Source organism: Pseudoclavibacter sp. RFBG4, assembly GCF_002931515.1.
Lineage (GTDB): Bacteria > Actinomycetota > Actinomycetes > Actinomycetales > Microbacteriaceae > Pseudoclavibacter.
Window position 1 is genome coordinate 1 of the sequence record NZ_PSYC01000056.1, and the last position, 22,280, is coordinate 22,280.

Sequence of the window (22,280 nt, forward strand, 5' to 3'; positions counted from 1 at the left end):
ACCTCGACGCTGATGCCCTGACCCTGGTCGTTGGCGTTCAGGGCATTGCGGATGGCGCCGATCGCGCGAGCCGCGCCGCCACCGAGGTCGTAGACGCCGTGTGCTTCACGGGCGGCGATACCGGCGACCTTCGCGACGACGCCGTCATCGATCGTGGTCTTGCCGTGTCCGTCGACCTGTGCGGACTGGAGGTCCTTGCGGCTGGTGGCCGGGGCTCCGGTGGCGGGGGTGGTGTTCGACATGAGGTTCTCCTTGTGTTCTCTGGCCGGTGCGGGTGCATCGGCCGGGGCTGTATGGGTATGACGCATCAGGTCCTTGATTCGTCACGAAATTGTTCGAACTCGTCTCTGCAGGAAGTGAAGCGGTCGACGCGAGCAGGATCATAGGAAGCCCCGCTGGGCGCGCAACTGGACAAGACGCCAACGCCGCGACGCAGATTAGGCGTGAAAGAACCCCTTGATCAGGTGTTTTCATTGAATCAAGCTCGCGCATCTCCGCGTTGGACCAGTTTGATTCCGGCTGTCGACGAAAATGTCTCTGAAGCCGCGAATCCGATATTCAGAACCACGATTCCCCGGTTCTCGGCGCGCATCACCCGGGCAATTCTCGAGCGGCCGGCGTCCAGAGGGCGACCGCGGACTGCCGCCAGCTGCCCCGTACACATGCCGTTCGCATTCGCGGCGCATCATGGCGCCGCATCCGCTCCCCGCACGCCGGCGGACGCGCCGCACCTGACCCCGGAGGAACGCATGGCTATCGACCAACCCCAGGACCTGCGCGAGTACATCGAGCACCTGCGCTCGCTCGGCTACTCGGTGCGCGACGGCCACACCAACGACCCCGACCTCATCGACCCGCAAGGCAACCCCGTCTACACGTGGCAGGAGGGGTACCCCTACGAGGAGCGACTCAGCCGCGACGAATACGAGAGCGAGAAGTACCGGCTCCAGGTGGAGCTGCTGAAGTGCCAGTACTGGATGGAGGACAACAACAAGCGCGCCGTGATCCTCTTCGAGGGGCGAGACGCGGCCGGCAAGGGCGGCACCATCAAGCGCTTCACGGAGCACCTCAACCCGCGCAAGGCGCGCGTCGTCGCCCTCGCGAAGCCCAGCGACCGCGAGCGCGGGCAGTGGTTCTTCCAGCGCTACATCCAGCACCTCCCCACGGACGGCGAGCTCGTCATGTTCGACCGCTCCTGGTACAACCGCTCCGGCGTGGAGCGGGTCATGGGATTCTGCAGCGATGACGAGCACACGCAGTTCATGCAGCAGGCACCGGCGTTCGAGAAGATGCTCGTCGACTCGGGCATCCACGTGACGAAGTTCTGGTTCTCGGTGTCGCGCACCGCGCAGCGCACGCGTTTCGCGATCCGCCAGCTCGACCCCGTGCGGCGGTGGAAGCTCTCCCCCATGGACCTCGCCTCGCTCGACCGCTGGGAGGACTACACGGCCGCGAAGGAGGAGACGTTCCGCCTCACCGACAAGAAGCACGCGCCGTGGACGATCATCCGCTCCAACGACAAGAAGCGTGCGCGCCTGAACGCGATGCGCTTCTGGCTCGGCCAGTTCGACTACGAGGGCAAGGACCACGACGTGGTCACGAAGCCGGACCCGCTGCTCGTGATGCGCGGCAAGCAGGAGACGGCCGACGAGTAGGGCCGGGGTCGCGCAGCGCTCGGCGTCGCGCGACCTCGCGTGGCCTAGCGCGGCCTGGTCAGTTCGAGAGCTGGCCCCGCATGAGCTCGCGGAACACGGGCACGAGCGGGTTGTCGCTCGAGCGCAGCGTGCACATCATCACGGTGACGGGCTCGATGTCGTCGATCGGCACGAACACGACGTCGTCGCGCTGGTAGTGGTGGGCGGCGGAGCTCCCGGCGATATTCACGCCAGCCCCCGCGGCGACGAGCTCGAGCAGGCCCTCCATGCTGTCAGCGGATGCGCCCGGCACGATCCTCGTCCCGTCGGCCCGCGGGCTCACCACCCACCAGTCGAGGATCTCCTGCGGTCCGGCGGAGGCCGCGACGAACACCTCGTCGTTCGTCTCCAGGATCGAGACCGACGAGCGGGCAGCCAGACGGTGCCCCGCCTGGACCACGAGCATCCGACCCTCCGACCAGAGGGGCTCGCAGGTGACCTCGTCGGACGCGCTCACGGGCGAGGGCGCCAGCACGACGTCGACCCGGTCGCTGACGAGGTCGTCGACGACCTCGAAGAAGCCGGTGCGGCGCATCTCGAGCCGCGCATCCGGAACCCGCTGCAGCATCGAGCCGATCGCCGATGCCGCGAGGGAGCCCGTGGCGGAGGCCACGACGCCGAGCCGAAGCTGCGGCACCGCTTGCTCGCTCGCGAGGCGCTGGGCCCACTCGAGGATCTCCCGGTGGTCGTCGCGGAGCCGCCTCGCGAGCGGCAGGAACTCGACGCCGAACGAGGTGAGCGTCAGCGGGCGCGATTCGCGGTGGAACAGCTTGACCCCCAGCTGCCGCTCGAGGCGGCCGATCTGCTGGCTCAGGGAGGGGGTGGCGATGCGGATCCGCTCGGCGGCTCGACCGAAATGCAGCTCCTCGGCGAGCACGCAGAAGTACTGCACGGCGTGGATCGGGATGTCCATGTTCAGAGACTAGACGGGCGCGCGTCGCCGGATACGGCGGCGGCAGCGGGCCCCTGGGAGGCCCTGTCAGCTCGCGCTCTCCGGCGGCCCCGCGTGCAGTGCCAGGAACCGCAGGGCCGGAGCCACGACGGTCTCGAGGTCGTCGAGTCCACGCCACATGTGGTCGGCTCCTGCCACGAGCTGCAGTTCGACGTGCGCGCCCACCGAGTGGAGTGCATCCCGCAGCAGCAGGCTCTGCTCGCTCGGCACCATGCTGTCTTCGGTTCCGTGCGCCAGGAGGAAGGGCGGCATCCCGGCGTGCACGGCGCGCACCGGGCTCGCCGCTTCAGTGAGCTCGCCGTGCTCCGCGAGGGGCCCGCCGATGAGCAGCTCCTCGCGGCTCGGCTGGGCTGGCGCACCGGGCGCGCCGATGGGCTTCGGGATCGCCGCGAGCTCGCTCGGTCCGTACCAGTCGACAACCGCCCGCACGGGCGTGCCGGGCACAGCGGCCGCGAGCGCTGCGAGGTGCCCGCCAGCGGATTCGCCCCAGAGGGCGACGCGCGTGGCATCCAGGCCGAACATAGCGGCGCCCCCGTCGAGCACCCAGCCGATCGCGGCTTCGACGTCGGCGAGCTGGGCCGGGAACCTCGCCTCGCCGCTCAGCCGGTAGTCGACGGATGCGACGGCCCACCCCGCACGGGTCAGGCGCCCGAACGTCTCCGCCTCGGTGCGTCCAGGGCAGAACACGCGGCGACTCCCCCGGAACCACCCGCCGCCATGCACGAACACGATGACGGGTGGGCGCTCCGCCTCCGGCAGGTGCAGGTCGAGGGTGAGCGGCCGGAATCCGGGAGGCTCGGAGAAGATGATGTCGCGCACGACGCGAGCGTGCGCCGGTGTCCGCTGCTCACCGGACTCTGCTGCCGTGATCAATCGAACAGCTCGTATCCCTGCACGAAGTGCACGTCGTGCCTCGCACCCTGCGCGCCGAACACGGCGGGCTCCGGGATGTGGAATTCCGCTTCCTCCGGAATGCCGGGCTTCGACGTGGGCCGCGCCACGGCCCGGAAGAAGTCCGTGAATCCCGCGCTCGTGACGCCGAAGATCTTCCCCGTCCGCTCGATGCGGTACGAATGGATGGTGTCCTTCGGCACGAATCCGAAGCCCCCGGCCTCGAGCAGGCGCGTCTCGCGGTTACCCTGCCGGTCGTCGATCCACAGCCGGATGGCCCCCTCCAGCACGAAGAACGTCTCGTGCGTCTCAGCGTGGAAGTGCGGCGGGACGGGCCTGCCTGGGCGCCCCTCCGTGACGAACGCGTCGAACTGGCCCGCGGTCTGCGGCGAGGTCGTGAGCAGCGTGAAGAGCTGGTCGAAGAGCACCAGCTTGTCGCCTTCGCCGGCGTCCATCAGATAGGGCAACGGAGCCGCGGGGAGCTGGCTCTCGAGCGGGGCGAATGCTGACATCGGCAACCTCCTTGTTGCGGGCCGGTCGGCCCTCGTCGTCAACCCTCGCAAGTCCTGGCGCCCTGCGCGACGGGGTCCTGCCTAACGGACGTGAGCCACCTCCTAACGGCCACCTGCCCCTCTGGGGCGGAATGCGCCGCCTTCGGCAACTACCATCGGCTTCCATGAGTCGCGAAAGAGCAGCATGACGGGGCCGACCGCACCTGCCCCAGGAGTCGGCGACCCCGACGGGCATGGGCCGAGCGGGCCGCCCGCCGCGCCGCCGCCCTCGATTCACGTGCGCGCCGTGCTCACGTGGCTGGCGATCTTCCCGCTTGTCGCCATCACGTCGATGCTCGCGGAGCCCGTCGTCGGGTCCTGGCACCCCATCGCCCGGGCTTGCGTCGTGACGCTCGTCGTCGTCCCGCTGGCGGTGTACCTCGTCGTGCCGTCCTTCGTGAAGCTCTACGGGCGCATCCGCCGCCGGTGACCGGTCGAGGCACCGGCGCGGGAGGTCGACTCTCTAGGATCTGAGCATGCGCCACGCACAGTTCATCGAGGTGACCGCGGATGCGGCAAGCGCGTTCGCGACGCTCCTCGGCTCGGCAGACCTCGCGACCCCCGTCCCCTCCTGCCCTGGCTGGTCGCTCGCCGAGCTCGCCGAGCACCTCGGTGGCGTGCACCGGTGGGCGCGCGCGCAGCTGCTCGGCGGTGGCCAGCAGGTCGAGCGGCAGACTGCGGAGGCACCACTCGACGACCGGGACGCGCTGGTCGCCTGGTTCCGCGAGGGTGCCGCGGAGCTCGTGGCGACACTGCGCGAGCTGCCGGAGGAGACGCCCTGCTGGGCCCTCTACCCGCCGGCCCGCGCATCCACCTGGGCGAGGCGGCAGGCGCTCGAGACGACCCTGCACCTCTGGGACGCGACCGACAGCCTCGGCATCACGGCGCCCATTCCGGCCACGATCGCGGCGGCCGGAGTCGCCGAGGTCGCGCACGACATGTACCCGAGGCAGGTGTCGCTCGGGCGGATGCCGTCGCTCGACGAGCGCGTCGACCTCGAGCTGCGGGGCCTCGGCACGAGCGCACCTTCGCCGGTGCGGCTCGGCCCGATCGGCGAGGTGGTGGCCGATGGGTCCCGGCCGGCCGAGAGCACCGCCCCAGCCGACGCGACGCTCGAGCTCACCGCCGAGGACGCGCTGCTGCTCCTCTGGAAGCGACGCGAGCTCACGACGATGGATGCCCGACTCACGGGCTCGGCCGCGGCACTCGAGCGGGTGCTCGCGCACCCGCTGGCCCCGTGAGACCCGTGAGCGCGGCGACAGCGTCAGCCGCTCGCTAGCTGCTGAGCGTCGCCGCGAACGGGTCTCGCTGGTGATCCACGAGCGGAACCCGCTCGAGCGTGCTCTCGACGACGACGACCTCGCCGGCCGCCGCCGACTCCTCGATGGCGAGCATGATGTCGAGCACGTGCAGGGCGAGCTCGCCGGTCGCGACGTGCGGGAGCCCCTCGCGGATGCCGCGGGCCATGTCGAGGGTGCCATACCCGCGCCCCGTGACGGTGCCCTCCTCCGGGTAGTCCTCCCAGCGCGGCTCGAGCGTCTCCGAGTACTCCTGCGGATGGCGCGCCACTCGCGTACCCCCGTCGGCGTGGTTCGGGTCTGGGGTGATGAGCATGCCGCCCGGGCCGACGATCTCGACGGTGCCCATCTCGGCGAGCGGCGAGTCGTTGCTGAAGGTGAGCTGCGCGCTGGCCCCGCTCTCGAAGGTGACGAGCGCATCCACGTGCGTGAGCACCTCGACGGGGAACGACTGGCCCGCGTTCGGGCCGAGCTTCACGGTGCGGGCCTCCTTGGCCGTCGAGCCCGTCGCGTAGACCTTCCTGACGGGGCCGAACGCGCTCACGAGGGTCGTCACGTAGTACGGCCCCATGTCGAGCAGCGGGCCGCCGCCGCGGGCGAACAGGAACGCCGGGTTGGGGTGGAACAGGTCGGGCCCCGAGTAGCGCATCATGGTGCGGGCCGTGAGCGGGGTGCCGATGATGCCGCTCGCGAGGTGCCGGAGGGCGGTCTGGATGCCCGGGTTCAGCACCGTGTCGGGTGCGACTCCCACGCGCAGGCCGGCCGCGTCGGCCGCCTCGAGCAGGGCCTTGGCCTCCTGGCGGTCGATGCCGATGGGCTTCTCGATCCACACGTGCTTGCCCGCCGCGATGGCGTCGAGCGCGACCGGGACGTGGGCGGCCGGGATGGTCAGGTTGATGACGATCTCGACGTCGTCGTTCGCGAGCACCGAGGCGGGCGAGCCGGAGAACGGCACGCCGTAGCTCGCGGCCTTCTCCGCGGCGAGGGCCTCGTTGAGGTCGCCAAGCGCCACGACTCGCACGTCGGGGAAGCGCGTCAGGTTGTCGAGGTAGGCGTTGCTGATCATGCCGGTGCCGATGATGCCGACGCCGACGGGGCCTCGCCTGGCCGACTCGCGGCGAACGTGCTCGCTGCCGAGCTGCTCGCCGCTCATGCGCGGTTCTCCAAGTAGTCGAAGCTCGCGGCGATCGCGGCGAAGATGTCGCCGTCGAAGTGGTCGAACTCGATGACGGCGAACTCCGCCGACGGAGTGGCCGCGAGGGCAGCCTCGAGTGGGATGGCACCTTGGCCGGCCGGGACCTGGCCGAGCCCCGACGGGTCGAAGGGAGCATCCGCGGCGAATGGGTTCTCGACCTGCGGGCCGTCCTTGATGTGGAGGGCCCTCACGCGGTCGCCGAGGCGTTCGAGCAGGGCTGGCGCGTCCGCTCCCCCGATGTGCGCCCAGTAGACATCAACTTCGAGCACCACCTCGTCGTCGAGGAGCCCCGCGAAGTACTCGAGTGCGGGGACGCCCTCGATGAGGGTGCTGAGCTCCCACGCGTGATTGTGGTATCCGACGCGGAGGCCGTGCTCGGCGGCTGACCTCGCTGCCTCGTTGAGGGCGGAGGCCGTCGCCTCGACGGCTTCGCGGGTCGACCAGTCGAAGACTGCAGGGTCGATGACGAGCTCGATGCCGAGCTTCTTCGCCGCCTCGAAGGTGGCGGCATGGCTCGGCACCGGCGTCGTCACGCCCTCGCGCGTGACCTCCTTGGCGACGAGCATCGCGTGCCCCGTCGGGGCCGCGATGCCGTGCCTGGCGAAGGCCGCCACGAGCTCGTCGGCGCGGTCGACGAAGGCGAAGGCTTCGACATTGCGCAGGCCGATCTCGCCGAGGCGCGCGAGCGTGCCGTCGAGGTCGGTTTCGAGGTGCGAGTTGACGCTGTACAGCTGCAGCGAGGTCGCGGGCCGCTGCGCTCCCGTTCGAGGGGAGGGCGCTTCTGGTCGAGTGGTGGGCACGGTGACTCCTGTGTCGGTGGGCGTCCGCCCCGTCGCGGTTCGCTCTCCTGGAGACGCTACTAGAAAATTGCCAGTTGGCAACTTTGAGTTGGTCTGGCCAGTCTCAGCGGTCCTGACCGAGACGCTCGAGCAGTCCGAGCGTGGCCGCGACATCGACGTCGGGATCGAGGAGCCACCGCACCTGGAGCCCGTCGGAGGCCGCCATGATCAGGTCGACCAGCATGGACGCCTCGGCGCGGCGCCCCTCGGGAAGGGCAGCGAGCTGCCCGTCGATCTCGCCCGCCAAGCGGGTCCTCGCCCGCGCGAACCGCTCCGTGAAGAAGACCTTCGCAGGCCCATCCCCTGGTTCGACCGACTTGGCGAGCATCTCCGTGAAGAGCGAGACCATTCCGGGGAACTGCACGTTGAATTCGGCGCTGAGCCGCATCCGCTGCACGAGCGACACCGAGGCGGGCATGCGCCCCTCGTTGACGTGGTCATGCTCGCGGATCACCGCGACGAGCAGCCCCTCACGAGAACCGAAGTAGTGGGTCAGCATGCCGTGAGAGACACCGATGGACTCGCCGATCGCGCGCAGGGAAGCGCCGCTCGCTCCGGTCACGCGGAGGGTCTCGTAGGCCTGCGCCAGGATCTCGCGCTTCCGCTCGACACCCTTCGCGTACTGCCCCCGCGCTCCGTCTGCTGCCACGCCAAGCATCGTAGCCGGGGCCGGATCGTCGCGAACCCTCTGCGAACCCCTCCGCTAGGCCCCGCCGCTTGGCCTCGCCTCGTGGTGCCGCGCCCCGTGCGTCCGGCGGTCCTCCTTCATCGCCGCCTCCGCCAGGTGTCGCTTCCCGGCCACGAGCTGCTCACGGGTGGCCCGCTCGGCCGCCCGGAACGGCTCCCAGTAGGTCTCGTCGTAGTCCTCCACGATCTGGAACGTCCACCGCCCCTCGATCACGTTCCGACCGACCAGCTCGGCGTCGAGGCGATCCGCGACCTGCGCGTGTCCGGCGTCGCGCAGCGCGTCGGACGCTTCGCCGAGGGCGAGGTCGGCGGCGCCGGTCAGCCTGTGGAACCCATAGAGGAGCCCCCGCGCCTGGTCGACCATCTCGAGGGCCTCGGTGAGCTTCCCGACGGCCGCGATCGTCGCCTCATCGACACCCTCGGGCGGAAGGTGCTCAGCACCTCGACGCTCCCTCGGGTCATCATCGGTTCCTGGAACGCTCTGGTCATCGATCATGCCGTGATTCTGTCGACCGCGCCTGGACGGCACGTGGGTTCCGCGCTGGCTCGTGGATCGCAAGTCCAGCGAGGCCGGATTGGCACGAGCGCTCCGAGTGAACCCGTCGTACGGTTGCGGCACACGCACCTTCCTCACTCCTCCCTCACCCCGTCCTGACACCTCCGCCGTGCCACGTCAACTCCGAAAGGCCCACCTCGTGCCCACCTCGCGCTCTTTCGCCCAAGTCGACGTCTTCTCGGAGTCCTCGTACCTCGGCAACCCGGTCGCCGTCATCCTCGATGGCGCAGGCCTCACCGACGACGAGATGCTGCACATCGCACGGTGGACGAACCTCTCCGAGACCACGTTCGTGCTGCCGACGACCGACCCAGGAGCGGACTACCGACTGCGCATCTTCACCCCTGGCGGGGAGCTCCCCTTCGCCGGCCATCCGACCCTCGGGTCGGCGCACGCATGGCTCGAGCGGGGCGGCACTCCGAAGGACGCGGGGCGTGTGGTCCAGGAGTGCGGCGCCGGGCTCGTCGAGGTGCGCATCGACGAGGGACGCCTGGCGTTCGCTGCTCCGCCCACGCTGCGGAGCGGCCCGTTGGAGCCCGAGCACCTGGCTCGCATCGTCACGGCGTACGGCATCAGCGCAGACCAGGTCACCGCCCACCAGTGGATCGACAACGGGCCGGGGTGGGCCGTCGTGCAGCTCGCATCCGCGCAGGAGGTGCTCGACCTCGACCCCGACTTCTCCCTCCTGCCTGAGGCCATGGTCGGAGCCGTCGGCGCCTACCCTCCAGGGGCGCCGCACGCCTTCGAGCTGCGCAGCTTCGCACCCGCCATCGGCGTGGACGAGGACCCGGTCTGCGGCAGCATGAACGCGTCGACGGCCCAGTGGATGCACCGCACGGGCACCGCTCCGGGTTCGAGCTGGCGAGTCTCCCAGGGCGCGCGCCTCGGCCGTGCCGGTGACATCACCGTGACCGTCGACGACTCCGGGGCCGTCTGGGTCGGTGGCGCCACGACGACGCTCTTCTCGGGCACGGCACTCGCCTAGCCGCGGCTCGCGCCGACCCAGCCGGCAGACGCGGCCCCTACCCCCAGTGGCGGGGTCGCGTGAGCGACTCGGGCAGCTGCGTGGCGTCGTCGCCGAAGGCGGCCGCGAGCTGCGGCTGCGTCAGGTTCAGCACGTGGCGCAGGTCGGCCCCGTGCAGCTCGGCGTCCCTCAGATCGGCGCCGAGGAGGTCAGCCCAGCGGAGGTCGGCACCCCGGAGCTTCGCTGCGATGAGCAGGGCGCCCCGCAGCTCGACCGCCCGCAGGTCGCTGCCAGAGAAGTCCGTGCCGAGGTACACGCCGCGGGGTTCGATCCGTGACCAGGCGCCGGATGCACGGCGCCGCGGGACGTGCGTCCGTCGCACCTCGTGGCTCACCGCGCCGAGCAGTTCGCCGGCGGCCGGCCGGCTCGTCTCGACGGCGGCGCGCAGCGAGGCCAGGTCGGGCGAGGCGGCCTGCGCGTCGACCTGATCGAAGAGCGTGTCGATGCGTCGGAGCAGCGCGCGATCGGCAGTGCGACGCCTCGCCTCGGCCAGCAGCCACAGCACTTCGTGCAGCTGGCGCACGAGGGGGAACACGGCGAACATGGCTTCCCGCAGGCCCTCGCCCTCCCGCCAGTCGCCGCCGCCGAAGGTCTCCTGCGTGACCCGCTGCCCGGCGCCGTGGCACTCGAAGACGGTGCAGCCGCGGTACCCGCTCTCGAGGAGTGCCGAGTGGATGCCGCAGCCGAGGTTCTCGTCGAGGTTCCGGCACGGCTTCCCGGCGGGCTTCTCGTGCGCGAAGTCGTCCCCACGCGAGAAGGCGAGCGCCGAGCAGCAGAGGGCGACGCAGTTCGCGCAGTCGCTCCGGAATCGTGCGGTGTCGGCGCTCGCGCCGCGTCCGCTGCGCGCCGTTCCACCGGGCATCGGCACCGTGGGCCGGTGCCGCAGCGGTTCGCGGAATTCACCTGGAGACATCGTGGCGTCAGCCTACGTTTCCGCGCACGCGCGCAGCTGTGCACGGCCGGGTCACGACTCCCCGACCCCCGAGCGTCGCTGGCTCGAGCAGCGGATCGTCCGCGAGCAGCTGTCAAATGTTCGGCGCACCGAACATTGATCTTCTGGCCACCGTAGCGCTATGCTCTGGTCATGCTGACCCCCGCGCTGCGCGCAGCCCGACGGAAGGCCAGCCGCATCGTCGCGGCGGGCCTCGCCCTCGTCACGCTCGCGTCCCTCACCGCCTGCGCCCCCTCCGCCGAGGGCGAGGACAACCGGCCCGTCGTCCTCACGACCTTCACGGTGCTCGCCGACATCGCGAGGCAGGTCGCCGGCGATGAGCTCCGCGTCGAGTCGATCACGAAGGTCGGTGCCGAGATCCACGGCTACGAGCCGACCCCCCTCGACATCGCGAAAGCGTCAGAAGCCGACCTGATTCTCGACAACGGCATGAACCTCGAGGCATGGTTCGAGCAGTTCGTCTCCGGCATGGATGTCCCCCACGCCGTGGTCAGCGACGGCGTCGAGGAAGTGCCCATCGCGGGCGATGCCTACGCCGGTCTCCCGAACCCGCACGCGTGGATGTCACCCCTCAACGTGCAGCTGTACGTCGACAACATGGTCACCGCCTTCTCCGGCCTCGCCCCCGCGAGCGCGAGCGTCTTCGAAGAGAACGCCGCCGCCTACAAGGCAGAGCTGCAGGCCGTGCACGACGAGCTCGTCGCCGCCATCGAGCCTCTCCCCGCATCCCAGCGGGCCCTCGTCACCTGCGAGGGGGCCTTCTCGTACCTGACGAGAGACGCCGGGCTCGACGAGGTCTACATCTGGCCCGTGAATGCCGAGCAGCAGGCCACCCCGCAGCAGATCGCCGGGGTCATCGATCATGTGCGCGACAACGACGTTCCGGCCGTGTTCTGCGAGTCGACCGTGTCGGATGCGCCGATGCGGCAGGTCGTCGACGCCACGGATGCGGAGTTCGGCGGCACCCTCTACGTCGACTCGCTGAGCGAGGAAGACGGCCCCGTGCCGAGCTATCTCGACCTCATCCGGCACGACGTCGACACCATCGTGGCCGGACTGACCGGCAAGACGGGAAGCGAATCGTGAGCGCAGCATCCAGCCCAGCATCCACACCTCGGGCGAACGCGGAACCATCGGCTGGTGCGGCCGCGCCCGCCATCGAGGTCGATACCCTCACCGTGCACTACGGGGAGGTGCTCGCCCTCGACCGGGCGAGCCTCTCCATCGCCCCTGGCCGAGTCTGCGGACTCATCGGCATGAACGGCTCTGGCAAGTCCACGCTCTTCAAGTCGATCATGGGCGTCGTCCGCCCCGATGCGGGCACGGTCCGCATCCTCGGGGGCTCCTCGGCGGATGCGCGCAAGCGGGGCAGCGTCAGCTACGTCCCCCAGAGCGAGCAGGTCGACTGGGACTTCCCCCTCTCGGTGCGCGACGTCGTGATGACGGGGCGCTACGGGCACCTCGGCATCACCCGGAGGCCCCGGGCGCGCGACCATTCGGCTGTCGACGCCGCTCTCGAGCGCGTCGAGCTCTCCGAGCTGGCGGGTCGGCAGATCGGCCAGCTCTCGGGCGGTCAGCGCAAGCGCGCCTTCGTGGCCCGCGGCATCGCCCAGGAGGCCGAGGTGCTGCTCCTCGACGAGCCCTTCGCGGGCGTCGATACCCGCTCCCAGGCCACCATGACGAGGCTCCTTCGGGAGCTGGCCGGGCAGGGGGTGTGCATCCTCATCGCCACCCACGACCTGGGCTCCCTCCCAGAGCTGGCCGACGAGGCCGTGCTCTTCAACCGGCGGGTGCTGCTGCACGCGAGCCCCGAGGAGATCATCCGGCCCGAGAACCTCGCACTCGCCTTCGGCATCGAGACCGGAACGGGGGCGGCAGCATGAACCTCGTCGATCTCCTCCTCGAACCCCTCGGCTACGAGTTCATGGTGCGTGCGCTCATCACGACCGTCATCACGGCCGTCGTCTGCGCCCTCCTCAGCTGCTGGCTCGTGCTCATCGGGTGGTCGCTCATGGGAGACGCCGTCTCGCACGCCGTCCTCCCCGGGGTGGTGCTCGCCTACATCGTCGGGGCTCCCTTCGCGCTCGGGGCGCTCGCCTTCGGGCTGCTCGCCGTCGGCCTCATCGGCGTGATCCGCGACACCAGCAGGGTGAAGGAGGACGCGGCGATTGGCATCGTCTTCACGACCCTCTTCGCGTTCGGCCTCGTGCTCATCTCGGTGACGCCAAGCCAGACCGACCTGAGTCACATCCTGTTCGGCAACCTCCTCGGCGTCAGCCCCACCGACCTCGTGCAGATCGGCATCCTCGCCGCGATCGTCGCCGTCGTGCTCCTCGTGAAGCGGCGAGACTTCACCCTCGTCGCGTTCGACGCAACCCACGCCCACGCGATCGGCCTCAACCCGCGTGTCCTCCGCGGCGCCCTCCTCGGGCTGCTCGCCCTCACCGCCGTCGTCGCCCTGCAGACGGTCGGCGTGATCCTCGTCGTGGCGATGCTCATCATCCCCGGGGCGACGGCGACGGTGCTCACGCGCAGCTTCGCGCGGATGCTCGTCATCGCCCCCATCGTCTCCGTCGCCTGCTCGGCGGCGGGCCTCTACGCCAGCTACTACCTCGACGCCGCATCCGGCGGGATGATCGTGCTCGCGCAGGGCCTCGCCTTCCTGCTCGCCTACCTGCTCTCCCCCACGCAGGGCCTCGTCACGTCGCGGATCCTCGCGAGGCGACGCGCGAGGGGGAACAGTGCTGAAGCCCCGGTCGTGGGGGCCGAAGGGGCGGGGAAGGAGACCGAAAGGGCAGCTGCCGAGGCGAAGACCGCCTAGCTTCCCGCCGCTCTAGGCTTCCGTCACCCAGACGGCTCGAGCGGCAACGGGCCCGAGGGCGAACGGAGTCGAGGCGGGACCCGCTGAATCAGCAGCCCCTGCAGCCGCGTTCCCTTCGCCGCGATCAGCGCCCGAGTCCACGTCCGCCACGGTGAGCAGCATCGACTCGGAGTAGGGGTCGCTCTCGCCGATCTCGAGGCGCGCCCCGACCGTGAGGCCCTTCGCCGCGAAGTACTTGAGGAGCTCGGCGTCCGAGTCCGAGATGCGCTCGACGACAACCCGCTTCCCTGCCTCGAGGCTGCTGAGCAGAACGGCCTGCGGGATGCTCACCTCGCCAGCGGCGGACGGGATCGGGTCGCCGTGCGGGTCGCGTTCGGGATGCCCGAGCATCGCGTCGATGCGCTCGACCATGAGGTCGGACACGGAGTGCTCGAGGTTCTCCGCCTCATCGTGCACCTCATCCCAGCCGTACTGGAGCACCTCGACGAGGAACGTCTCGAGGAGCCGGTGCCTGCGGATCATGGTCAGCGCGTGGGAGCGCCCCTCGGTCGTGAGGGAGATGCTGCCGTAGCGCGCATGCTCGAGGAGCCCCTGATCGGCGAGCTTGCGGATGCCCTCCGACACCGTCGAGAGCCGCAGCTGCAGGCGCTCGGCGACGATCGTCGCCGTGACGGGCGCATCCGACCACTCCTGGAGGCTCCAGACCACCTTGAGGTAGTTCTGCGCGCTCACCGAGAGTTCTGACACCGACATGCTCTCAAGCCTACGGGCACGGGATGCGACGGGGCCGCCGTCCGAGCCTGCCGCAACGGGCAGAGCCTCGGCGGACGACGCCCAGGCCCAGCGCCCAGGCCCAGACGCCTCAGACGGTTCGGGCGTTCCAGCGGTCGCCGAATCGGCTCCTCCCGGCGAGCATGGTCCACACGGTGGGCCCGAGCGGCGGGTACTCGGTCGCGATGCGACGCATGAGCTGCGCGTCATGCTCACCACTGGAGGGGGCTTCGTCGCCGCCGCGCTCGAGGGCTTCCGCGCGCATGAGCAGCACGACGAGCTCGTCGACCGTCGGCAGCTCCTGCATGAAGCGCCACGGGTCCTCGCCGCGGCGAGCGCGAGCGTAGATCATGGTCTCGCGCTCGTCCTGCGCTTCCGCGCGTAGGACCTCGAGGCTTGCTCGCCTGGTCAGTTCGTAGCGCTCGGTTTCCACTCGACGAGCCTACGCGCCATGCCACCTTCCCGCTGGGGCTTGTGGAGCGGGACCGGGCGGACGCGTGGAGAAGCACCGCCCGAGGGCTCGGCTGCGTGAGAGTCTTCTCACCTGCCAGACTCTGGACTCGTGCGCCCCAGATAATCAGTGGATGCAGGCGACCACGGCGGGCCAGGGACGGCAGGAGGTGCGGCCCCGCGCTTCGGTGCGGGTGCGCATCCTCGCGTCGATCCTGCTCGTCACGATGCTCGGCATGATCGTCGCCGGCGCGACGAGCTACTTCGCGGCCCGCGAACGCGACCTGAGCGGGGTGGATGAACGCCTCGTCGCCCTCGCGGAGAATGTCAGCGGCCTCGTGAGCGGCACGGACGCCGCCGCGCCCACGACGTCGGACCCGGCGGCCCCGGCCGCCCCTGCCCCCGATCCGGCCCGTTCCTTCGCGAGCAGCACCGAAGCCCTCGAGCTGGTCATGCAGCGCTTCGTCCCGGAACGCAACGAGGGCGCCCTCGGGCTGGTCGACGGCGTGCCGACGTTCATCCCGGCGACGCCGACGCCGTTCTCCCTCGCCGAGGTGCCCGGCCTCGTCGAACGAGCCGTGGCGGAGACCGCCGACGGTTCGGTGCGCATGGGCACCTTCGTCGACGGCGCGCTCGCCCTCCGCTACATCGCCGTCCCTTTCACTGTCGGCGACGGCTCGAGCGACGCGCTGTACCTCGCGGCGTACGACCTCCGGGCAGAGCTCGCCGACACCAACAGCACCTTCCAGACGTATGCAATGGTCGCCGTCGCCGCCCTCGCCGCGGTCGGCCTCGTGGGCTGGTTCGTCGCCGGCCGCCTCCTCAGACCACTCCGGGAGCTGCGGGAGACGGCGGCGTCGATCACGGGCAGCAACAGGTCTGCGCGCATCCCGGTCGTCGGCAACGACGACGTCTCAGCTCTGACCGCGACGATCAACGGCATGCTCGACCGCCTCGACGGCTCCCTCACCTCCCAGCGGCAGCTGCTCGACGACGTGCGCCACGAGCTGAAGACCCCCATCACGATCGTGCGTGGGCACTTCGAGCTCCTCGACCCGAACGACCCTGCCGACACCAGGGAGACGGTCGCCCTGGCCCTCGACGAGCTCGACCGCATGAGCGAGCTCATCGACGACATCGAAGCGCTCGCCGTCAGCGAGCAGCAGGGACTCCTGAGCATCGCCCCCTGCGACGTGCTCGAGCTGACGGAGCAGGTCCAGGCGAAGGCGAGCGCCCTCTCGAGCCACGAGTGGGTGCTCGGTCAGACGGCGCCGGTGGTCGTCGACGTCGACGCGCGCCGCATCACGCAGGCCTGGCTGCAGCTCGCCGACAACGCCGCCAAGTACTCGCCGGCAGGATCCAGGATCGAGCTCGGCAGTCTCGTCGATGCGCGCGGCGAGCTCCGACTCTGGGTACGAGACGAGGGGGTCGGGATCCCCGTCTCCGCGCAGGAGCGCATCTTCGATCGCTTCGGACGTGCGGAGACGGGCCGCAGCCAGACCGGGTCTGGCCTCGGGCTCGCCATCGTGGCGTCGATCGCCCGCGGCCACGGTGGAAGAGTCGAGCTCTCGAGCCAGCCGGGGCTCGGGTCGACTTTCACGATCGTCGTGCCTGCGGACGGCTCTCCTGGCCACGACACCCCCGATAGCCCCGACAGCACCGACAGCTCCGGGGCCAGCGGCTCCGCCGCATCAGGCGGCGACGCACTGCCCCATCACCCCGAGGAAGAGGACACCGCATGAGCAGAATCCTGGTGGTCGAGGACGAGGCGCGCATCGCCTCGTTCGTCGAGAAGGGCCTGAAGTCGGCCGGATACGCGGTGGCGGTCGCGGCCTCGGGCACCGATGGGTTCGAGCTTGCCCGCGGCGGCGACTTCGACCTCGTGCTCCTCGACGTCGGCCTCCCTGGAATGGACGGCTTCGAAGTGCTCGACCGGCTGCGCGCCGAGGGGCACACGGTCCCGGTCATCATGCTCACGGCTCGCACCTCGGTCGAAGCCACCGTGCGGGGTCTCGACGGAGGCGCCAACGACTACCTCGCGAAGCCGTTCAAGTTCGACGAGCTCCTCGCGCGCATCCGGCTTCGGCTCCGGGACGCTGGGCAGGCCGCGAGCACGGAGCTCACCCACGAAGACCTGCTGCTCGACCTGCGCACGCGGCGCGTGCGAGTCGCCGGCGCCGACATCGACCTGTCGGCACGCGAGTTCGGGCTCGCCGAGCAGTTCTTCGCCAACCCCGGCCAGGTGCTGAGCCGCGAGCAGCTGCTCAGCAGGGTTTGGGGGTTCGACTTCGACCCGGGCTCGAACGTCGTCGACGTGTACGTGCGCTACCTGCGCGGCAAGATCGGCTCCGAGCGCATCGAGACGGTGCGGGGCATGGGATACCGCCTGCGCTGAAGCCGCCCCGGCGAGCGTCGGCCCTCCGCGTCACCAGACTGACCCGCCGCAAGGCGCTGCGGCCGTCGGTCCGTCACGTCGCCGTCAATCCTCGTCGCCGTCAGTCCTCACCGTCGTCATCGTCATCGTCATCGTCGTCGTCGTCATCATCGTCGTCGACTTGGGACGGGCCCACCGGTTCCACGGGCACGGGCGCCTGGATACCACCCGTCGGGAGTGACGGCTGGACCGGGTCCGGCGGGAGGCTCGGTGACGGCGACCCGGTCGAGACCGGGCCCGTTGAGGCGGTCGGTGACGGGGTCACGCTGATCGTGGTCGCCGGCGACTGCTCGCCGACGATCGGTCCGAGGTGGACGGCTTCTCCGGGCGAGGAGCGCAGCGACGTGGCCTGCGCGAACGTGACCCCGGCGAGCACGATGGCGAGCGCACCGGCCCCGGCGAGCGCCACGACGAGCCAGCGAGGGCGGGGCTTCTCGGCGCTCATCGTCTCGGTTCCTTCGAGAGGGCACTGGCGAAGTCGAGGATGCGGTCGGGCAGCGCATCGAGCCCGACCCCTCCTCGCACGGCAGCCCCGAACGCGTGCGAGAGCAGATGCGTGAGGGCGACCGCGCTGGATCGGATGCTCAGATCGGGGTCGTCCGTGACGAGCCCGGATCCACCCGGCTCGGTCCAGGTGTGCGCGAACTCGCCCCAGGCGAGCCTGACGAGCTCCGCGAGCTCGAACGTGGCCGTGCGCAGCTCCGCTCTCCCGCCCAGATCGTGGGTGAGGGCCGTCACGATGGCGTGCGCGTAGAGCCCGCCGAGGTCGTCGGCGAGGTCGCCGACGCCAGCCGTGTCGATGTCGACGACCCCCGTGATCGAGGTGCCGCCGCCGGGTCGGGCACTCGGCTCGACGAAGATCTGTCCAAGATGCAGGTCACCGTGCACCGTGCGCGCTGGCCCCGGCCGCGCTTCGGCGAGCGCTTGGCGGATGCTCGCCGCGATCCCGTCGATGTCGGCCCGTCGCGCGGGGAGCAGGTCGTGGAGCCGCAGCAGGTACCAGTCGAGCCCCGTCGTGAGGCTCGCACGGGCTCCTCGGGAGACGGGTGCAGCCCCGATCGACGCGACCAGCGACTGCAGTTCGCCGAGGAACTCGAGCCGAGCCTCAGGAGTGTTGGGCACGTGTGCGTCGGCAGGCAGGCCAGGCATCCGCTCGAGCGCGACGAGGCCCGCCTCGCTCCATCCGCGGCTGCGGGGAACGGCGACGCCGCCGCCTCCGAGTTCCTCGTGGATGCGGTGCAGCGGCTCGGCGTGCCCAGGCCGGACGACCTTGAAGAACAGCGTGCCGTCCGGGCCGGCGAGACGCAGCACCGCTCGGCGCCCCGGCCGGTAGGCGAGCATCTCGAGCTGGCCTTCTCCGACGGCTCCGAAGCGAGCCGCGGTCTCCCGCGCCGAGTCGGGGAACGCCGTCGCGGGAAGGGCAGGCAGAGCAGGGTCGTGCGGGTAGCGCCACACCCTCACCTGCTCGCGGGTCACGGGGTTCTGCACCGTGGTCCAGTTCTGCGCCCCGCCCACCGTCGACGCCGCCGCCGGGTTGGTGGCCGTGTCGATGAAGAGACGGATGCGCTCGTCTGGGCCCTGCTGCGAGGCGAGTTCCACGTCGTAGCCGGCGAGCACGCCGTCGCCACTCGGCTCAGCGCAGGCGAGCGTCACCGACGCCACCTCGCGGCCGGTGCCTGTGGCCACGGCCTCGATCACCTGCCTGGCTGCTGCGAACATGCGCTCCCCCTTGCGGGCTCTGTCGTCGGTCCTCCTGCTGAACCTACCGGGGCCAGTTCTCCGCAGCCCGGGAGCTCGCCAGACTGTGGACATCGTCGGGCGTCGGGTGTCAGGCGCTTGGCACCGACGGCGGCGTCTGCGCCGACACCGGGCTCTGCGCGCTCACGGGGCTCTGCACGGTCGGCGCGCTGAGGGGCGTCTGGGCCGAGACGGGGCTCGGCGAGCTGAAGACCGGTGTCGCGGTGGGCGACGCGCTGCTGTCCGTCGTGGGCGAGGCCGAAGCGGTCGGGGGCGCCGACGGCGTCGAGAGGGTGAGCTGCTCGCCAGGCACGTCGCGGACCTCGAGGGCGTTCGCGACACCGGCGCCACCGACCCCGAGGATGCCGAGCCCGAGGGCGCTTGCCGATCCGACGATGATCCAGGTGCTCTTCTTCATGGTGCTGCCTCCTGCTGCCTGCCGAGCCGCGAGTTCGCCTCGGTAGACCCAAGCTTCGTGAGCGTTCATGAGACGCACAGTGCTCAGGAGATGAGAGCGCCCTCATGATCGGGGACTTCGGCCTCGGAACCCGACGCGGCCCAGCTCCCCAAACGGGCAGAGTGGCACGAGCACGGGTGAGGGGTGGGCGGATGCGCCCGCATCCACCCACCCCTCGCATCGGACCCCTCAGTAGGTCATGCCGTCTGCCCGCGGTGCTTGCCCTCCGCGATCTCCTCGACGAGCTTCGCGTTGAACGCCGGCAGGTCGTCTGGAGTGCGGCTCGAGACGAGCCCCTGGTCGACATGGACCTCCTCGTCGACCCAGGTCGCCCCGGCGTTGATGAGGTCGGTCTTGAGGCTCGGGAAGCTCGTGAGCGTGCGCCCGTCGAGCACCTTCGCGTCGGTGAGGATCCACGCGCCGTGGCAGATCGCCGCAACCGGCTTGTGCGCCTCGAAGAAGTCTCGCGCGAACGAGACCGATGACTCGTCGAGACGAAGGAGGTCGGCATTGCCGACCCCTCCCGGGAGCACGAGCGCGTCGAAGTCCGCTGCCTTCGCATCAGCCGAAGCGAGGTCGACGGTCTGCTCGTGCCCGTTCTTGCCCGTCACGGTGCCGGACTCGGGCGCGACGAGCGTCGCGTCTGCGCCCGCCTCGGTCACGGCGCCCCAAGGGCTGGTCAGCTCGCTGTCCTCGAAGTCGTTCGTGAGGAGGAAGGCCACGCGCTTGGTGTCGAGAGTCGTCATTGCTGAGTGTCCTTTCGTCGGGGGAAGTGTGCAGCTCGATCCGGACCGATATCCCGGCCCGCAACCGAGCAGACGTCCACGCTCTCGCACCGACCTCCCCGAACCTTGGATGTCCCGTGTGCGCGCCCTGGCCGTCAGCTGGACGACCCCAGCAGCAGCTTCCGCAGCGCCGCCTCGCCTGAGCCCCTGCCCGACACGACCACGCGTCCCTCGTCGTAGGCCTCGATGACGCGCGGATCGATGTAGCTCGACCTCGCGACCGCTGGCGTGTTCCCGAGCAGCTCGGCGGTGTCGCGCACGGCCTGCGCCACCAGCGACTTGCGCTCCCGAACGGTGCCCCCGACCCCCAGTTCAGCGAGCCGACCCGCCGCGAAGACCGTGCCGTGGAGCGTGCGGAAGTCTTTGGCCGTGAACTCGCCCCTCGTGCGCATCCTGATGTCGTCGTTGACCTCTCTGGCCGCGAGACGTCGCCAGGCTCGCCCGTCCTTCCACGCCAGGATGCGCCGCCCAGGCGAGCCGGTGCCCTTGCGCTCCCCCAGGAACGACACGAGCTCGACGTCCTCGATGAGGGCACTCCACGGCACCCCGCTCTTGCCCTTGAACTCGAGCAGCACCTGCTCGTCCTGCAGCAGGATGTGCCGGTTCAGCAGTGTCGTGAGCCCCCGGTGCCCGAACTGCTTCGCCGACCTCTCGCTGCCGACCCGCAGGAATGCCGTGTCGAGGAGCTTGAAGCTCGCGGCGAGCGAGGCATCCCTGCCGGAGCTCGCTGTGCGAAGGGCGCTCGTCGCCGAACGCCTCGCCGAGGGGAGCACCCGGGACAGCTCGAGGGCCCGGTCGAAGGTCACGATCTGCCGTTTCGCCGTCCAGTCGGGATGGTAGATGTACTGGGTTCGGCCGAGCGCATCCACGCCGAGGGCGAGGACATGGGCGTTCTCGTGCGGCGCGATGCGCACGTCCCGCCAGGCGGGTGGGATCGCGAGCGACGCGAGGCGCTCGCGGACCCGCGCGTCGACGATGCGCTCACCACGCTCGTCGCGGTAGCTGAAGCCGTTCCCCGCCGAGTGCCGGGTCCACGCCCCTCCCGCGGGAGTCCACCTTCGCAGTCGAACCATGCCCCCTGGGTAACACCCACCACCCCGTTGTGGCAAGGCTTCAACGCTGAGGATCAGATTGGCGTATTTCTAGGAGGTATCAGCTTCCCTGAGATGTCGTGAGAACTCCCCACAGAACTCAGGGAACAGCCCCTCACGCACATCTCGGTGCGCGAAGATGCGACTATCCGTCTGAGACGGTCGCCAACGACGGCAGGAGCCTCATGCCATTCCCCGTTCCACCTCTCACCGCGACGACGCCCGCCGAGGGCCGCGTCGACCGCCTCTCCGAGAACTCGTACCGGGTCGTCAAAGACGGACGTGTCCTCGGCTTCATCAACAAGATCGACGAGCTCTGCGTCGTCTCGGCAGGGTCCGACCCCGGTGCAGCCTTCGAAGTGCTGCAGACCCGCGACTTCGCCCGCGCCGTCAAGGAGCTCCAAGACCGAGCCTGACTCGTGGCAACCCAGCAGCGCGGCTCAAGGTTCCGCTGGAAGGCAGCGGGCCTCGGAGCCGCGTGCGCCGTCGCCGTCGCCGTTGTGGTGAGCGGATGCTCGCCGACCGGCAGTGCGCCGAGCTCAGAGTCCAGCACTGGCACGTTCTCGCCGGTCGCAGCGCCACAGGCTACGGAAAGCCCCGAAGCCTCGGAGGCCTCGGCGGCCTCAACGGCAGAGGACGGCGGGGAGCTCGTCTTCGCCGCCACGGCGGATGACCGCCATTCGTGGATCACCGCGGAGGCCCGCGTGACCGGCGTGACCCGGACGGGCACGTGCGAGTACACCGCGAGCGCCGAGGGCGTCGACACGATCACTCGCACGGCGAAGGCGCTCAGCAGCAACTACGACACGGTGTGCGGTGATATCTCCTTCGAGCTCGGCACGCCCGGCACCTACACCGTGACCGTCACCATCACGGGCGTCACCGCGGAGCCGGTGACCGGCAGCACCGAGGTCGAGTTCCTGGGCTCCTCCGCCGACTGAAGGGCCCGGACAGCCTCACCCTCACCACCGCACCGCCTGCACCGCCCCAGGTGGCGCGCCCTCGCCGCGCCCCCGCTCTCCGCCTTCCCGCCCCGCTCGCGCCCCCTCTCGCTACCCCGCTCGCGCCCCGCCCGCGCCCCCGCTCCTACCCCGC

Annotated in this window: 27 protein-coding genes; 11 read left to right on the forward strand and 16 right to left on the reverse strand. The window is 70.3% G+C overall.

The genetic code is table 11. The features are described 5' to 3' along the window. Positions 1-242 (reverse strand): Asp23/Gls24 family envelope stress response protein (locus C5E10_RS17755; RefSeq protein ID WP_146080333.1); only part of this gene is annotated, 242 nt, incomplete at its 3' end. Positions 243-749: 507 nt separating this feature from the next. Between C5E10_RS17755 and ppk2 the strand changes: the two genes are divergently transcribed. Next, positions 750-1,655 carry a polyphosphate kinase 2 gene (ppk2, locus tag C5E10_RS17760; protein ID WP_104332772.1) on the forward strand — a complete coding sequence of 302 codons (906 nt, stop codon included), beginning with the start codon at positions 750-752 and terminating at the stop codon, positions 1,653-1,655. A 58-nt stretch (positions 1,656-1,713) separates the two neighbouring features. Here ppk2 and C5E10_RS17765 read toward each other — a convergent pair whose 3' ends face one another. The 3 genes from C5E10_RS17765 to C5E10_RS17775 form a co-directional block, all read right to left on the reverse strand. After that, positions 1,714-2,607, reverse strand: coding sequence for a LysR family transcriptional regulator (locus tag C5E10_RS17765; protein ID WP_104332773.1), 894 nt, complete (start codon positions 2,605-2,607; stop codon positions 1,714-1,716). Positions 2,608-2,673: 66 nt separating this feature from the next. Continuing rightward, positions 2,674-3,519 (reverse strand): alpha/beta hydrolase, encoded by an 846-nt coding sequence (locus C5E10_RS17770; RefSeq protein ID WP_219820412.1) that lies wholly within the window; start codon positions 3,517-3,519, stop codon positions 2,674-2,676. Continuing rightward, positions 3,516-4,049: a quercetin 2,3-dioxygenase gene (locus tag C5E10_RS17775; protein ID WP_104332774.1), complete on the reverse strand. Its 534-nt coding sequence runs from the start codon at positions 4,047-4,049 to the stop codon at positions 3,516-3,518. Before C5E10_RS17775 ends, C5E10_RS17770 begins: the two co-directional genes overlap by 4 nt. A 184-nt stretch (positions 4,050-4,233) precedes the next feature. Between C5E10_RS17775 and C5E10_RS17780 the strand changes: the two genes are divergently transcribed. Both C5E10_RS17780 and C5E10_RS17785 read left to right on the forward strand, forming a co-directional pair. After that, the gene (locus C5E10_RS17780) at positions 4,234-4,518 is read left to right on the forward strand and encodes a hypothetical protein (RefSeq protein WP_104332775.1); all 285 of its coding nucleotides are present in this window, start codon (positions 4,234-4,236) and stop codon (positions 4,516-4,518) included. A gap of 46 nt (positions 4,519-4,564) precedes the next feature. After that, positions 4,565-5,329, forward strand: coding sequence for a maleylpyruvate isomerase family mycothiol-dependent enzyme (locus C5E10_RS17785; RefSeq protein ID WP_104332776.1), 765 nt, complete (start codon positions 4,565-4,567; stop codon positions 5,327-5,329). A 34-nt stretch (positions 5,330-5,363) separates the two neighbouring features. Here C5E10_RS17785 and C5E10_RS17790 read toward each other — a convergent pair whose 3' ends face one another. From C5E10_RS17790 to C5E10_RS17805, 4 genes are all read right to left on the reverse strand, one after another. After that, entirely contained in the window at positions 5,364-6,539 is a 1,176-nt protein-coding gene (locus C5E10_RS17790; RefSeq protein ID WP_104332777.1) for a Gfo/Idh/MocA family protein, read from the reverse strand. Beyond that, a complete protein-coding gene (locus tag C5E10_RS17795) occupies positions 6,536-7,381 on the reverse strand; it encodes a sugar phosphate isomerase/epimerase (RefSeq protein WP_258071207.1) in 846 nt (281 codons plus the stop codon). Before C5E10_RS17795 ends, C5E10_RS17790 begins: the two co-directional genes overlap by 4 nt. 103 nt (positions 7,382-7,484) lie before the next feature. Then, on the reverse strand, positions 7,485-8,069 hold the full coding sequence (locus C5E10_RS17800; protein ID WP_181062824.1) for a TetR/AcrR family transcriptional regulator: 585 nt from the start codon (positions 8,067-8,069) through the stop codon (positions 7,485-7,487). Positions 8,070-8,123: 54 nt separating this feature from the next. After that, positions 8,124-8,603 (reverse strand): hypothetical protein, encoded by a 480-nt coding sequence (locus tag C5E10_RS17805; protein ID WP_104332780.1) that lies wholly within the window; start codon positions 8,601-8,603, stop codon positions 8,124-8,126. Between the two features lie 199 nt (positions 8,604-8,802). Between C5E10_RS17805 and C5E10_RS17810 the strand changes: the two genes are divergently transcribed. Beyond that, positions 8,803-9,648 (forward strand): PhzF family phenazine biosynthesis protein, encoded by an 846-nt coding sequence (locus C5E10_RS17810; RefSeq protein WP_104332781.1) that lies wholly within the window; start codon positions 8,803-8,805, stop codon positions 9,646-9,648. 37 nt (positions 9,649-9,685) lie between these two features. On the opposite strand, the gene C5E10_RS17815 is transcribed toward C5E10_RS17810, so the two are convergent. Beyond that, positions 9,686-10,600: a pentapeptide repeat-containing protein gene (locus tag C5E10_RS17815; RefSeq protein ID WP_258071209.1), complete on the reverse strand. Its 915-nt coding sequence runs from the start codon at positions 10,598-10,600 to the stop codon at positions 9,686-9,688. 171 nt (positions 10,601-10,771) lie between these two features. Between C5E10_RS17815 and C5E10_RS17820 the strand changes: the two genes are divergently transcribed. The 3 genes from C5E10_RS17820 to C5E10_RS17830 all read left to right on the forward strand — a co-directional run bounded on the left by C5E10_RS17820 (position 10,772) and on the right by C5E10_RS17830 (position 13,460). Next, positions 10,772-11,725, forward strand: coding sequence for a metal ABC transporter substrate-binding protein (locus C5E10_RS17820; RefSeq protein ID WP_104332783.1), 954 nt, complete (start codon positions 10,772-10,774; stop codon positions 11,723-11,725). 71 nt (positions 11,726-11,796) lie between these two features. Continuing rightward, positions 11,797-12,522 carry a metal ABC transporter ATP-binding protein gene (locus tag C5E10_RS17825; RefSeq protein ID WP_258071210.1) on the forward strand — a complete coding sequence of 242 codons (726 nt, stop codon included), beginning with the start codon at positions 11,797-11,799 and terminating at the stop codon, positions 12,520-12,522. Beyond that, the gene (locus tag C5E10_RS17830) at positions 12,519-13,460 is read left to right on the forward strand and encodes a metal ABC transporter permease (RefSeq protein WP_104332785.1); all 942 of its coding nucleotides are present in this window, start codon (positions 12,519-12,521) and stop codon (positions 13,458-13,460) included. The genes C5E10_RS17825 and C5E10_RS17830 overlap by 4 nt, the downstream gene beginning before the upstream one ends. Positions 13,461-13,472: 12 nt before the next feature. Here C5E10_RS17830 and C5E10_RS17835 read toward each other — a convergent pair whose 3' ends face one another. Together C5E10_RS17835 and C5E10_RS17840 are read right to left on the reverse strand one after the other, a co-directional pair. After that, on the reverse strand, positions 13,473-14,213 hold the full coding sequence (locus C5E10_RS17835) for a metal-dependent transcriptional regulator (RefSeq protein ID WP_104332786.1): 741 nt from the start codon (positions 14,211-14,213) through the stop codon (positions 13,473-13,475). A gap of 109 nt (positions 14,214-14,322) precedes the next feature. Further along, a complete protein-coding gene (locus C5E10_RS17840; RefSeq protein ID WP_181058043.1) occupies positions 14,323-14,664 on the reverse strand; it encodes a tryptophan synthase subunit alpha in 342 nt (113 codons plus the stop codon). Between the two features lie 151 nt (positions 14,665-14,815). On the opposite strand from C5E10_RS17840, the gene C5E10_RS17845 reads away from it, so the two are divergent. Both C5E10_RS17845 and C5E10_RS17850 read left to right on the forward strand, forming a co-directional pair. Then, the gene (locus tag C5E10_RS17845; RefSeq protein ID WP_104332787.1) at positions 14,816-16,423 is read left to right on the forward strand and encodes a HAMP domain-containing sensor histidine kinase; all 1,608 of its coding nucleotides are present in this window, start codon (positions 14,816-14,818) and stop codon (positions 16,421-16,423) included. After that, positions 16,420-17,076 (forward strand): response regulator transcription factor, encoded by a 657-nt coding sequence (locus C5E10_RS17850; protein WP_104332788.1) that lies wholly within the window; start codon positions 16,420-16,422, stop codon positions 17,074-17,076. The genes C5E10_RS17845 and C5E10_RS17850 overlap by 4 nt, the downstream gene beginning before the upstream one ends. A 100-nt stretch (positions 17,077-17,176) precedes the next feature. Here the strand turns inward: C5E10_RS17850 and C5E10_RS17855 are convergent, their stop codons facing one another. The 5 genes from C5E10_RS17855 to C5E10_RS17875 form a co-directional block, all read right to left on the reverse strand. Then, positions 17,177-17,560: a hypothetical protein gene (locus C5E10_RS17855; RefSeq protein WP_104332789.1), complete on the reverse strand. Its 384-nt coding sequence runs from the start codon at positions 17,558-17,560 to the stop codon at positions 17,177-17,179. Beyond that, entirely contained in the window at positions 17,557-18,834 is a 1,278-nt protein-coding gene (locus C5E10_RS17860; RefSeq protein WP_181062825.1) for a phosphotransferase family protein, read from the reverse strand. Before C5E10_RS17860 ends, C5E10_RS17855 begins: the two co-directional genes overlap by 4 nt. Positions 18,835-18,943: 109 nt before the next feature. Continuing rightward, positions 18,944-19,270 carry a hypothetical protein gene (locus C5E10_RS17865; RefSeq protein WP_146080334.1) on the reverse strand — a complete coding sequence of 109 codons (327 nt, stop codon included), beginning with the start codon at positions 19,268-19,270 and terminating at the stop codon, positions 18,944-18,946. Between the two features lie 236 nt (positions 19,271-19,506). Then, a complete protein-coding gene (locus C5E10_RS17870; RefSeq protein WP_104332792.1) occupies positions 19,507-20,055 on the reverse strand; it encodes a type 1 glutamine amidotransferase domain-containing protein in 549 nt (182 codons plus the stop codon). Between the two features lie 134 nt (positions 20,056-20,189). Continuing rightward, positions 20,190-21,167: a DNA topoisomerase IB gene (locus C5E10_RS17875; RefSeq protein ID WP_104332793.1), complete on the reverse strand. Its 978-nt coding sequence runs from the start codon at positions 21,165-21,167 to the stop codon at positions 20,190-20,192. A gap of 203 nt (positions 21,168-21,370) precedes the next feature. On the opposite strand from C5E10_RS17875, the gene C5E10_RS17880 reads away from it, so the two are divergent. After that, a complete protein-coding gene (locus tag C5E10_RS17880; protein WP_104243362.1) occupies positions 21,371-21,601 on the forward strand; it encodes a hypothetical protein in 231 nt (76 codons plus the stop codon). Between the two features lie 3 nt (positions 21,602-21,604). Further along, complete coding sequence (locus tag C5E10_RS17885; protein WP_104332794.1) at positions 21,605-22,126, forward strand: hypothetical protein; 522 nt, start codon at positions 21,605-21,607, stop codon at positions 22,124-22,126. Positions 22,127-22,280 lie beyond the last annotated feature (154 nt).